Source organism: Pseudomonas sp. NY15181 (assembly GCF_048068055.1).
In the GTDB taxonomy this organism is placed as follows: Bacteria; Pseudomonadota; Gammaproteobacteria; order Pseudomonadales; family Pseudomonadaceae; genus Pseudomonas.
The window spans coordinates 70,564-82,024 of sequence record NZ_JBLUPT010000017.1 but is presented as its reverse complement, the minus strand read 5'-3'; the positions used below and the strand labels follow the sequence as shown (position 1 = coordinate 82,024).

At 64.1% G+C, this 11,461-nt stretch carries 11 protein-coding genes; 7 read left to right on the top strand and 4 right to left on the bottom strand.

Going from position 1 to position 11,461, the window contains the following annotated elements; all coding sequences use genetic code 11:
- Window positions 1–232: 232 nt before the first annotated feature.
- On the bottom strand, window positions 233–1,432 hold the full coding sequence (tyrS, locus tag ACNFBT_RS26440; RefSeq protein WP_416753707.1) for a tyrosine--tRNA ligase: 1,200 nt from the start codon (window positions 1,430–1,432) through the stop codon (window positions 233–235).
- Window positions 1,433–1,614: 182 nt separating this feature from the next.
- On the opposite strand from tyrS, the gene ACNFBT_RS26435 reads away from it, so the two are divergent.
- Together ACNFBT_RS26435 and ACNFBT_RS26430 are read left to right on the top strand one after the other, a co-directional pair.
- On the top strand, window positions 1,615–3,060 hold the full coding sequence (locus ACNFBT_RS26435) for a peptidoglycan DD-metalloendopeptidase family protein (protein WP_416753705.1): 1,446 nt from the start codon (window positions 1,615–1,617) through the stop codon (window positions 3,058–3,060).
- 3 nt (window positions 3,061–3,063) lie between these two features.
- Window positions 3,064–4,155, top strand: coding sequence for an anhydro-N-acetylmuramic acid kinase (locus ACNFBT_RS26430; protein ID WP_416753703.1), 1,092 nt, complete (start codon window positions 3,064–3,066; stop codon window positions 4,153–4,155).
- A gap of 57 nt (window positions 4,156–4,212) precedes the next feature.
- Here the strand turns inward: ACNFBT_RS26430 and erpA are convergent, their stop codons facing one another.
- Together erpA and argC are read right to left on the bottom strand one after the other, a co-directional pair.
- Window positions 4,213–4,563 (bottom strand): iron-sulfur cluster insertion protein ErpA, encoded by a 351-nt coding sequence (erpA, locus tag ACNFBT_RS26425; RefSeq protein ID WP_015475300.1) that lies wholly within the window; start codon window positions 4,561–4,563, stop codon window positions 4,213–4,215.
- Window positions 4,564–4,697: 134 nt separating this feature from the next.
- Window positions 4,698–5,732, bottom strand: a complete 1,035-nt coding sequence (gene argC / locus ACNFBT_RS26420) for an N-acetyl-gamma-glutamyl-phosphate reductase (RefSeq protein ID WP_416753701.1) — start codon at window positions 5,730–5,732, stop codon at window positions 4,698–4,700.
- 266 nt (window positions 5,733–5,998) lie between these two features.
- Between argC and hemJ the strand changes: the two genes are divergently transcribed.
- The 4 genes from hemJ to ACNFBT_RS26400 all read left to right on the top strand — a co-directional run bounded on the left by hemJ (window position 5,999) and on the right by ACNFBT_RS26400 (window position 9,467).
- Window positions 5,999–6,421, top strand: coding sequence for a protoporphyrinogen oxidase HemJ (hemJ, locus tag ACNFBT_RS26415; protein WP_416753713.1), 423 nt, complete (start codon window positions 5,999–6,001; stop codon window positions 6,419–6,421).
- 23 nt (window positions 6,422–6,444) lie between these two features.
- Window positions 6,445–7,413, top strand: coding sequence for an NAD(P)H-dependent flavin oxidoreductase (locus tag ACNFBT_RS26410; RefSeq protein ID WP_416753699.1), 969 nt, complete (start codon window positions 6,445–6,447; stop codon window positions 7,411–7,413).
- Between the two features lie 106 nt (window positions 7,414–7,519).
- Window positions 7,520–8,623 (top strand): DUF805 domain-containing protein, encoded by a 1,104-nt coding sequence (locus ACNFBT_RS26405; RefSeq protein WP_416753697.1) that lies wholly within the window; start codon window positions 7,520–7,522, stop codon window positions 8,621–8,623.
- Between the two features lie 55 nt (window positions 8,624–8,678).
- On the top strand, window positions 8,679–9,467 hold the full coding sequence (locus ACNFBT_RS26400; RefSeq protein ID WP_416753695.1) for an SDR family NAD(P)-dependent oxidoreductase: 789 nt from the start codon (window positions 8,679–8,681) through the stop codon (window positions 9,465–9,467).
- Between the two features lie 7 nt (window positions 9,468–9,474).
- On the opposite strand, the gene ACNFBT_RS26395 is transcribed toward ACNFBT_RS26400, so the two are convergent.
- The gene (locus ACNFBT_RS26395) at window positions 9,475–10,956 is read right to left on the bottom strand and encodes an AAA family ATPase (RefSeq protein ID WP_416753693.1); all 1,482 of its coding nucleotides are present in this window, start codon (window positions 10,954–10,956) and stop codon (window positions 9,475–9,477) included.
- Window positions 10,957–11,048: 92 nt separating this feature from the next.
- Between ACNFBT_RS26395 and ACNFBT_RS26390 the strand changes: the two genes are divergently transcribed.
- Window positions 11,049–11,387, top strand: a complete 339-nt coding sequence (locus ACNFBT_RS26390; protein ID WP_152219864.1) for a histidine triad nucleotide-binding protein — start codon at window positions 11,049–11,051, stop codon at window positions 11,385–11,387.
- The last annotated feature ends 74 nt before the right edge of the window (window positions 11,388–11,461 follow it).

The following is an 11,461-nucleotide window of genomic DNA, read 5'->3' as shown; positions in this document are numbered from 1 at the left end:
GCGCATTCTACAGCGATCAGGATCACTGTCAAGCACCTCGGCGATCTTCTTTTCGACTCACCGCCGGAGCAGCGAAGGAAAAGTGGCAAGCGATTCACCTGCCGGACCACCACTCTCAACTTCGAACATCTGTAAGTGCCTGATTTTCAAGCTCTTTCAGCGCTTCGTCGCTGGGAGTGGTGCGCATTATAGGGACTTAAAAAGACCCGTCAACGACTTCTTTAAACTTTCTTTACTCGGCGACCAGGGAGACGCGCGCAAAAGCCTTCTTACCGGCCTGCAGGACGTGGTTAGCGCCGATCTTGAAGACGAAGCTGCGATCCACGACTTCACCATCTACACGCACGCCACCGGAAGACAGCAGGTCGCGAGCGACTGCGGAGTTCTTCACCAGGCCCGCCTTATTAAGGACAGCGCCGATCGGCAGGTCTTCCGCCGCAGCAACCTCCACTTCAGGCAGGTCTTCCGGCAGCTCACCATCCTTCAGGCGGTTGCCAGCGGACTTGTGCGCCGAAGCGGCAGCCTCTTCACCATGGAAGCGCGCAACGATTTCCTCGGCCAGCTTGATCTTGATGTCCCGCGGGTTGGCGCCAGCCTCCACATCCTTCCTGAAGCCGTCGATCTCTTCCATGGAGCGGAAGCTGAGCAGCTCGAAGTAACGCCACATCAGGGTGTCCGGAATGGAGACCAGCTTGCTGTACATGACGCCCGGCGCTTCCTGGATACCGATGTAGTTGCCCAGGGACTTGGACATCTTCTTCACGCCATCCAGGCCTTCCAGCAGCGGCATGGTCAGGATGCACTGCGGCTCCTGGTCGTACGCACGCTGCAGCTCACGTCCCATCAGCAGGTTGAACTTCTGGTCAGTGCCACCGAGTTCCACGTCCGCGCGCAGCGCTACCGAGTCGTAACCCTGAACCAGCGGATAGAGGAACTCGTGAATGGCGATGGACTGGTTGTTGGCATAGCGCTTGCTAAAATCATCGCGTTCCAGCATGCGGGCAACGGTGTACTGGGACGCCAGGCGGATGAAGTCGGCAGGGGAAAGCTGGTCCATCCAGGTGGAATTGAAGGCTACTTCGGTCTTCGCGGGGTCGAGGATCTTGAAAACCTGGGCCTTGTAGGTCTCGGCGTTCTCGAGAACCTGCTCACGAGTAAGGGGGGGACGGGTAACACTCTTCCCACTGGGGTCACCGATCATCCCAGTGAAGTCACCGATCAGGAAGATCACCTGATGCCCCAGATCCTGGAACTGGCGCAGCTTATTAATAAGAACGGTGTGACCGAGGTGCAGATCGGGGGCGGTCGGGTCGAAGCCGGCCTTGATACGCAGGGGCTGACCGCGCTCGAGCTTGGCGACCAGCTCGGCCTCCACGAGAATTTCGTCCGCTCCGCGCTTGATCAGCGCCAGCTGCTCTTGGACCGACTTCATTGCAGTTTCCTGTACGTTGCGAGTTTCGAAAGGGAACCAACGATACAAGAACAGGCACTAAAAACAAGTTTTGCCCGGCGCCAGAGGACAGGACGTCAGAAGGCCGTCAGCAGGGTTGCCTCTGAAGGAATTTGGTTATATTTTAGGCAGTTATTTCACATTCCCAAAACACCACTCACGCCATGACGCAATCCGATCAGAAAGCGCCGTACTACCCGAAGAGCCATCTGCTGGCCGCAAGCGGTGTAGCAGCGCTCCTCAGCCTGGCTCTGCTGGTGTTCCCCTCGGCCGAGGTCGAGGCGAAGAAGACCACGCTCAATCTGGAGCTGGAGAGCGGCACCGACCGCATCATTCAGGAAAAAGACGATCTTCGACCCAACCCGGTCACGGAAGACGACGGCTCTTCTCCCTTTGCACAGATAGAAGGTTCGTCCGATAACCAGAACAGCGCCGGAAAAGACGCGGACAAGAAGAACGATCTCGCCGACTCGAGCAAACACCCCTCCCCCTCCGCCCCCGCAGAACCTGCGTGGAAGAGCGTGACCGTGGGCAAGGGCGACACTCTTTCCAACGTGTTCGCGAAGGCCGGCCTGCCGGCAAACGCCGTGCACGACATGCTTGCCGCCAACAAGGACGCCAAGCAGTTCACTCGTCTCGATGTCGGCCAGGACGTGGATTTCCTCATTGACGCCAAGGGCGACCTGCAGGGCCTGAAGGTCAAGCGCAGCGATATGGAGACCATCAGCCTGAGCAAGTCCGCCAAGGGCTATGACTTCAAGCGTGACCTGGTCAAGCCGTCGGTGCACGCCAACTATGCCCACGGCCGTATCGATAGTTCGCTGTTCGCCGCCGGCAAGAGCGCAGGCTTGTCCCACGACCTGATCATGTCGATGGCCAACATCCTCGGCTACGACATCGACTTCGCCCAGGATATTCGCGAGGGCGACGAGTTCGATGTGATCTACGAGTCCCAGCAGGTGAACGGCAAGCAGGTCGACACCGGCAGCATCCTCGCAGTCCGCTTCGTCAACCGCGGCAAGGCATACACCGCGGTGCGCTACACCACCAAGCAGGGCAACACCAGCTATCTGCGCGCCGACGGCAGCAGCATGCGCAAGGCGTTCATCCGTACTCCGGTGGACTTCGCCCGCATCAGCTCGCGCTTCTCGATGGGGCGTTTCCACCCCATTCTGAACAAGATCCGGGCACACAAGGGCGTGGACTACGCAGCGCCGATCGGCACGCCGATCAAGGCGACCGGCGATGGCAAGATCCTCGAAGCCGGCCGCAAGGGCGGTTACGGCAATGCGGTGGTGATCCAGCACGGTCAGAGCTACCGCACCGTGTACGGCCACATGAGCCGCTTCGCCAAGGGTATCCGCTCCGGTACGGCGGTGAAGCAGGGCCAGATCATCGGCTACGTCGGCATGACGGGTCTGGCCACCGGTCCGCACCTGCATTACGAGTTCCAGGTTAACGGCCAGCACGTCGATCCGCTTAGCGCCAAGCTGCCGACGGCCGACCCATTGAGCGGTCCGGAGCGCAAGCGCTTCCTCGCGCAGACCCAGCCGCTGATGGCTCGCATGGACCAGGAGAAGGCGACCTTCCTGGCCATGAACAAGCGCTGAGCCATGCCGCTCTATCTGGGGGTGATGTCCGGCACCAGTCTCGACGGACTGGACATCGCCCTGATCGAGCAAGGCGAGCAGACCACTCTGCTCGCTTCCCATTACCTCCCCATGCCGCCGGCCCTTCGCGCCGATCTACTGGCGCTCTGCTCCTCCGGCCCTGACGAAATCGCCCGCTCCGCCCTCGCGGAAAACAGTTGGGTCCATCTGGCAGCCCAAGGCATCAATGAACTCCTCGCCCGCAAGAAGCTGGACGCCAGCGCTATTCGCGCCATCGGCAGCCACGGCCAGACCATTCGCCACGAGCCGCACCTGGGTTTCACCGTACAGATCGGCAATCCGGCACTGCTCGCCGAATTGACCGGCATCGATGTAGTAGCCGACTTCCGTCGTCGCGACGTCGCTGCCGGCGGCCAGGGCGCGCCCTTGGTCCCGGCCTTCCACCAGGCCCTGTTCGGCAGCGACAGCCGCGAGTGCGCGATCCTCAACGTCGGCGGCTTCAGCAACGTCTCCCTGCTCAGCCCCGGCAAGCCCGTGCGCGGATTCGACTGTGGTCCGGGCAATGTGCTGTTGGACGCCTGGATTCAGGAACAACGGGGCGAAGCCTACGATCGTGATGGCGCCTGGGCCGCCAGCGGCAGCATCGACCAGGCACTGCTGCGGAAGATGCTGACGGACGACTTCTTTGCCGCCAGGGGACCGAAGAGCACCGGCCGCGAACGCTTCAACCTGAACTGGCTGACCTCGGTTCTGGCTGATCACAGCCCAGTGAAGGCCGAAGATGTACAGGCGACCCTGCTGGAGCTGACGGCACACAGCATTGCCGCCGCGCTGCTGGATGCGCAGCCCGGGTGCGAGGAAGTGGTGGTTTGCGGTGGTGGCGCTTTCAACGCAACGCTGATGCAACGGCTGGCCGCGCACATGCCCGGCGCCAACGTGATCAGCAGCATCGACCGTGGCGTACCGCCGGAGTGGATGGAGGCCATGGCCTTCGCCTGGCTGGCCCATCGGTTCCTGGAACGACTGCCGGGCAACTGCCCGGAAGTCACCGCCGCCCAGGGGCCGCGCATTCTGGGCGCGCTCTACCCCGCCTGAGTCGACCGCACATACGAAAACGCCGCGCAATTGCGCGGCGTTTTCGTTACTACGGCATCAGATCGAGAAGGACTGACCGCAGCCACAGGTGGTCGCTGCATTCGGGTTCTTGATGACGAACCGCGAACCTTCGAGGCCTTCCTGGTAGTCCACTTCCGCACCCGCGAGGTACTGGAAGCTCATCGGATCGACCACGAGGCTGACGCCGTCGCGCTCGACGATGGTGTCGTCGTCCGCGGTGTCCTCATCGAAAGTGAACCCGTACTGGAAGCCCGAGCAGCCACCGCCCGTGACGAACACCCGCAGCTTCAATCGCGGATTGCCTTCTTCGTCGATCAGGTTCTTCACCTTGGTCGCAGCGCCGTGGGAAAACACCAGCGGAGTGGGGGTGAAGGTTTCGATGGTCATGGTGACAACTCTCCCGGCCGAGGCCGTACGTTACAACATTGCGGGCTATTATCCGCTTACCCCAGAAAAACGGTCAACTAATCCGACACATCCTTTGGTCCAGATCAATCGACCGCTTCCCGCGGCATTTTTCCTTACGGCAGCAGCGCGACGTTGGACAGGCCCATGTGCTCGTCCAGGCCGAACAGGATGTTCATGTTCTGGATCGCCTGGCCGGACGCGCCCTTCACCAGGTTGTCGATCACCGACAGAATCACCACCAGGTCGCCACCCTGCGGACGGTGCACGGCGATACGGCAGACGTTGGCGCCGCGTACGCTGCGGGTTTCGGGATGGCTGCCAGCCGGCATCACGTCGACGAACGGCTCGTTGGCGTAGCGCTCTTCATAGAGCTTCTGCAGATCGACACCACGGTCGGCGACGCGGGCATAGAGGGTCGCGTGAATGCCACGGATCATCGGAGTCAGGTGCGGCACGAAGGTCAGGCCGACATCGCCTTTCGCGGCGCGGCGCAGGCCCTGGCTGATTTCCGGGAGGTGACGGTGGCCCTTCACCGAGTAGGCCATCATGCTCTCGCCGGCCTCGCAGAACAGCGAGCCGACCTTGGCGCCACGACCGGCGCCGCTGACGCCGGACTTGCAGTCGGCGATCAGTTGGCTGGCATCGGCCAGGCCATTTTCCAGCAGCGGGATGAAACCGAGCTGGGTGGCGGTCGGATAGCAACCGGGCACGGCGATCAGGCGCGCGGACTTGATGGCCTCGCGGTTGACTTCCGGCAGGCCGTAGACGGCTTCGGGCAGCAGCTCCGGCGCGCCGTGGGGCTGGCCGTACCACTTGGCCCACTCTTCGGCGTCCTGTAAGCGGAAGTCGGCGGACAGGTCAATCACCCGGGTACCGGTGGCCAGCAGCTCGCCGGCCAGGGCGTGGGCCACGCCGTGGGGGGTCGCGAAGAACACCACGTCGCAGTCGCCCAGGCGCTTCACGTCCGGCACGCTGAAGGCCAGGCCGTCATAGTGGCCTCGCAGGTTCGGGTACATATCGGCGACTTTCACGCCCTCCTCGGAACGCGAGGTAATCACCTCGACGCGTGCCTGGGGATGTTGTGCCAGCAGGCGCAGCAGTTCCACGCCCGTATAACCCGTACCACCTACGATACCGACCTTGATCATCTACCTGTCACTCCACCTATGGGGCCAAATTCAGGGGCAACCATGATATGAGCCGCTGCCCCTGCTGAACAGAGCGAATCCGCCTGGGGTCGACCATTCCGTCGGCCCGGGGTTTTGTAGTTCCGATCAACACACTGCCAAGCGCATCGCCCGACACGACGCGAGACCGGAAAACGATCGCGCCCGCAGAGCCGCTGCATCGAGGATGACGCCATTGCACTGCGCCACTACTATCGGCTCATCACTGATTCGAGGAAGTCCCGATGCTGTACCTGTGGCTCAAAGCCTTTCACATCATTGCCGTGGTCTGCTGGTTCGCCGGCCTGTTCTACCTGCCGCGCCTGTTCGTCTACCACGCCATGAGCGAGGACACCGCCAGCCACGAGCGCTTCTGCGTGATGGAGCGCAAGCTGTACCGCGGCATCATGGGCCCGTCGATGATCCTCACGATCGTCCTCGGCGCCTGGATGCTCTACCTCAACCCGGCCTGGCTGAGCCAGGGATGGCTGCACGCCAAGCTCACGCTGGTGGTCCTGCTGATTGGCTACCACCACGCCTGCGGGGCCATGCTCAAGCGCTTCGCCCGCGGCGAGAACGGCCGCAGCCACGTGTTCTACCGTTGGTTCAACGAAGTACCGGTCCTGTTCCTGCTCGCCATCGTCATTCTGGTGGTGATCAAACCCTTCTGACCCTGCCGACCGAGGAGACTGCCATGTCCCTGCCCGCCCTGCTCGACCGTCGCCTGCGCGTTCCCCTGGTGGCGGCACCGATGTTCCTGGTGTCCACCCCGCAACTGGTACTGGCCTGCTGCAAGGGCGGCATCGTCGGCAGCTTCCCGGCGCTGAACCAGCGCGAAAGCAGCGGCTTCAAGGCCTGGCTGGAAGAAATCGAGGCGGGCCTGGCCACCGCCCCCAAGGCAGCGCCCTATGCGGTGAACCTCATCGTCCACCACAGCAACCCACGCCTGCAGGCGGACCTGGCGCTCTGCGTGGAGCATCGCGTGCCCATCGTCATCACCAGCCTGGGCGCAGTGCGCGAGGTCGTGGACGCCGTGCACAGCTATGGCGGCCTGGTCTTCCATGACGTCACCACCCGCCGCCATGCCGAAAAGGCCGCGGAAGCCGGAGTCGACGGTCTGATCGCGGTCGCCGCCGGCGCCGGCGGCCATGCCGGCACCTGGAGCCCCTTCGCGCTGGTCGCGGAAATCCGCCAGTTCTTCGACAAGACCCTGCTGCTGGCCGGCTGCATCAACCATGGCCATGAGATTCTCGCCGCGCAGATTCTCGGCGCCGACCTCGCCTACCTCGGCACCCGCTTCATCGCCACCCGCGAGAGCAACGCCTCCACCGATTACAAACGGATGCTGCTCGAAGCCCGCGCCGCTGACATCATCCACACGCCGGCGGTGTCCGGCGTACCGGCCAGCTTCATGCGGCAGAGCCTGGAGGCTGCAGGCTTCGACCTGAAACGCCTGACCGACAAGGCCGACATCAACTATGGCGAGAAGCTCAAGCCAGTGAGCGACGAGGCCAAGGCCTGGAAGACCGTCTGGTCGGCCGGCCAGGGCGTCGGCAACATCCATGACCTGCCGTCGGTGGAGGAACTCATCGCGCGGCTCGACAACGAGTACCGCCAGGCCCTGACCCGCAGCACCACGCTGCCCGGCCAACTGCTGGTCTGACCAGCACCACCACTTGCCGATATCTGTGCCGGGGCCGCTTGTTGCCCCCCAAAGGCGCTATTACGCTGTATCGATCTCACCACAGCCCGCTGACAAGGATGCCCCAATGGACCAAGCCCGCTTCAAGATCGTGTTCGACGGCACGCTGATGCCGCAGACGCCGCTGGAAACCGCCAAGGAAAATCTCGCCCGCCTATTCAAGAGCGACACGTCGAAGATCGACGCGCTGTTCAGCGGCAAGCCGGTGGTGCTCAAGCGCGACCTCTCCGACGACGAGGCCGACAAATACCTACGCGCCCTGCATGGCGCGGGTGCCAACGCCCGCAAGGAAGCCGAGGAACTGGCGAGTGGCTTGAGCCTGGTCGAAACCGACGACCATCCCAGCGACGCGACGCTCGCCAGCCGCGCCTCCGCTGAAGCGATCCGCGACGATCAGATGGCCTGCCCCAAATGCGGGCATGTACAGCCCAAGGCCAGCGACTGCAGCGCCTGCGGCATCATCATCGAGAAATATGTCGCCCGTCAGGCCGAGATGAATGCCAGCGCGGCGGCGCCCGCCGCAGGGGCGTCGACCGCTTCTCCCTATGCCCCACCGCAGGCCCGCGTGGGCGATGAGTTGCCGGAGTTCGGCGAGCTCAAGCCCTTCACCAGCGAAGGCCGTATCGGCCGGGTGCGTTACCTGGGCTGGAGCATGGCGCTGTTCCTGGTCGCCATCCCGGTCTTCCTGCTGGTGGCCGGCGCCTTTGCGGTCTCCCAGACGCTGGGCATGCTGCTGGCGGCTGTCATATTCGTCGCCTACGCGATCGTCGGCATCATGATGGGCGTCCAGCGCCTGCACGATATCGGCTGGTCGGGCTGGCTGATGCTGCTCAACATCGTCCCGGTGGTTGGCAGCGTGTTCCCCCTGCTGATGATGCTGATCCCCGGCAACGACGGCGCCAACCGCTACGGCCCGCCGCCTCCGCCCAACAGCCGCGGCGTGGTAGCTCTGGCCTGGAGCATGGTGATCGTTCCGGTGGTAGTCGGTATCCTTGCCGCCGTCGCGATTCCCAGTTACGAGCAGTACGTCGAGCGCGCCAAGGCGGCCCAGTACCAACAGTCCGAGCAGGCCGAGCCGGATGCCGCCGCCACGGCCGCACCGTCTGACCAGTTCAACAGCGGCGACACCGAAGGCGCCGACTCCGACGACGCCGCCAGCACCGACCAGTAATGCAACAACCCGTGGCGGGCGTGGTCGAACGCCACCCCGCCACAGAGACCTTTGAATGCCTCGTTTTGCCCTCATTACCGGCGCCTCCAGCGGCATCGGCCTGGCACTGGCCGAAGCCCTTGCGCGCCGCGGCCAGGCGCTGATCCTGGTGGCCCGCCAGCGCGATGCGCTGGACAGCATCGCCTGCGAGTTGTCGCAGCGCTTCGGCGTCGAGGTGCTGTTCCGCCTCTGCGATCTCTCCGAACCCCTGCAGATCTCCGGCCTGCTCCACGAACTGGAGCAAAGCGGGCGGCAGATCGAGTTGCTGGTGAACAACGCCGGCATCGGCACCTCGGGTGCCTTCCTCGACCATGACTGGCCAAGCGAGCAGGAACTGCTGGAGCTCAACGTCCTCGCCGTTGCACGCCTGTGCCACGGCATCGGCGCCATGATGGAGCGCAGCGGCGGCGGGCAGATTCTCAACGTCGCCTCCATGGCCGGTTTGCTGCCCGGTCCGTGGATGAGCAGCTACTACGCGAGCAAGGCGTTCGTGCTGCACTTCTCCGAAGGCCTGCGCGAAGAGCTGAGAAAGCGCGGCATCAAGGTCTCCGTGCTGTGCCCCGGCCCCACCCGCACCGCTTTCTACCGCAACGCTGACATGCACCTGGACAAGGTCGGCAACGACAAGCGGATCATGTCCCCGGAGCAAGTCGCCTTCCTCACCGTGAAAGCCCTGCGCCGCGCACCGGCCATCATCATTCCCGGCTGGCGCAACCGCCTGTTCGTGCAGGGCATCCGGCTGCTGCCGCGCTGGGCCACGCGCAAGCTGGCCGGCCGCCTCAACTGCATGGCGTTGGCCAGCTGAACCACACTCAGTCGGCACGCACCGTGCGGCCGTCGGCCCACTCCCGCAGCTCGGCCAGCTCTTCGGCCATCACCACCGACAGCGGCGCCGTCCGCCGGATCTCCTCCAGCAGCAACGGCTGATCCACCGACTTTTGCCGCGCCTGCGCGGCATAGAAGGTACCGACCACGGCCTGCTCGATCTCGGCACCGGAAAAGCCCTCGGCGGCTTCGGCCAGCGCGCCCAGTTCGAACTGCGCCACGTCCAGCTCGCGGCGCGCCAGGTGGATACGGAAGATATCCATGCGCACCTCACGGTCCGGCAGGTCGACGAAGAACAATTCATCGAAGCGCCCCTTGCGCACCAGTTCCGGCGGTAGACGGTTGATGGCATTGGCGGTGGCGACCATGAACACGGGCGCCTTGCGCTCGGCCATCCAGGTCAGCAGCGTGCCGAGCACACGCTGGCTGACGCCATTGTCCTGGTCGCCGGTGGCCACGCCCTTCTCGATTTCGTCCGCCCAGAGCACGCAGGGCGCCATGCTGTCGGCCAGGCGCAGCGCTTCGCGCAAGTTGCGTTCGGTCTCGCCGAAGTACTTGTTGTACAGGCTGCCGAAGTCCAGACGCAGCAGCGGCAGGCCCCATAGCCCGGCGACAGCCTTGGCCGCGAGGCTCTTGCCGCCCCCCTGCACGCCGACCAGCAGCACGCCCTTGGGCAAGTCCTTGTCCTTGCCCTCGGTGAAGGCGCTCTGCCGCTCTCCGAGCCAGCGCTTGAGGTTCGCCAGCCCACCGACTTCGGCGAAGCGCGCAGTGTCGTGCTCGAAGCTGAGCACTCCGTCGAGGTTGAGTAGCTCGAACTTGGTACGGTTGAGTTCCGGCAGGTCTTCCTGGGTGATCGCACCGTCATTGCAGATCACACCGCGTGCCAGCGAGCGGGCCTCGCCGTGGGTCAGGCCACGCAGGTTCTTCACCACCTGGCGCAGGGTGCGGTTGTCCGTGCGCACCCGCGCCCCACTGTTACGCTCGCTCCAGCGGGTGGCTTCCTGGCGGACGATGCCGACCAGCTCGTCCTCGGAAGGCAGCGATAGCGCGAAGCGCGCGGCGAACCGCTGGACCTCCGCCGGCAGCTTCAGCGCGTAGGACACCAGTATCACCGTGGGCTTGAACGTCCCCTCGGCCATGGCGATTTCCTTGAGCAGGCGAACCGCGCGGGGATTGTCATCGAGGTAGGGATGCAGATCGCAAAGCACGTAGAGGGTCGGCTGCGGGTCGGCCTTGATCAGCCGTAGCGCGGTTTCCGCTTCGCGGCTGTCGCCCTCGCCCTGCGGCTCGCCGCCGAATCCCAGGCGCTGCAGCCCCTCGGTCGCCGACCAGAGCCGCAGGTCGAGCCTGCGGCGGACCGCAAGACCGGTCAGGGTTTCCAGGACCCGGGGTTCGTCCCAGGACTCGATCACGATCAGCTTGACCCTGGAATCGAGCACCAGTCCCAGGTCATGGATATCGTTCTGCACGCTGGCTCCTTGCGAATACCGCCGGGAATCTGGGCGGTGCGGGTCACGGCCGCTAAACTCCTGTTCCACCCAACCAGATCGGAGGAACGTCCGTGGACTGTTTGTTCTGCAAGATCGTCGCCGGGGAAATTCCCGCGCGCAAGCTTTATGAAGATGACCAGGTGATCGCCTTCCACGACATCGGCCCACAGGCGCCGGTGCACTTCCTGGTGGTCCCGAAGAGGCACATCGCTACCCTCAATGACCTGCAGGAAGCGGACAAGCCGCTGGCCGGCCATATCCTCTTCACCGCCCAGCGCCTGGCGAAGGAACTGGCCTGCGACGAAGGCTTCCGCGTGGTGATGAACTGCAACGACCTGGGCGGTCAGACCGTGCATCACATTCACATGCACGTGCTCGGCCAGCGCCAGATGCACTGGCCGCCGGGTTGACGGACGGCTAGCGGACGCTTCGCGCGCACCACGACAAGACCTGTCATCCGCCATCCGGTAAACTGCCGGGCGAA

What these genes read in the sequence shown, in the direction of transcription:
- tyrS (WP_416753707.1), bottom strand. Translation starts at nt 1,432, where the DNA reads ATGAAGTCGGTCCAAGAGCAGCTGGCGCTGATCAAGCGCGGAGCGGAC.
- ACNFBT_RS26435 (WP_416753705.1), top strand. Translation starts at nt 1,615, where the DNA reads ATGACGCAATCCGATCAGAAAGCGCCGTACTACCCGAAGAGCCATCTG.
- ACNFBT_RS26430 (WP_416753703.1), top strand. Translation starts at nt 3,064, where the DNA reads ATGCCGCTCTATCTGGGGGTGATGTCCGGCACCAGTCTCGACGGACTG.
- erpA (WP_015475300.1), bottom strand. Translation starts at nt 4,563, where the DNA reads ATGACCATCGAAACCTTCACCCCCACTCCGCTGGTGTTTTCCCACGGC.
- argC (WP_416753701.1), bottom strand. Translation starts at nt 5,732, where the DNA reads ATGATCAAGGTCGGTATCGTAGGTGGTACGGGTTATACGGGCGTGGAA.
- ACNFBT_RS26410 (WP_416753699.1), top strand. Translation starts at nt 6,445, where the DNA reads ATGTCCCTGCCCGCCCTGCTCGACCGTCGCCTGCGCGTTCCCCTGGTG.
- ACNFBT_RS26405 (WP_416753697.1), top strand. Translation starts at nt 7,520, where the DNA reads ATGGACCAAGCCCGCTTCAAGATCGTGTTCGACGGCACGCTGATGCCG.
- ACNFBT_RS26400 (WP_416753695.1), top strand. Translation starts at nt 8,679, where the DNA reads ATGCCTCGTTTTGCCCTCATTACCGGCGCCTCCAGCGGCATCGGCCTG.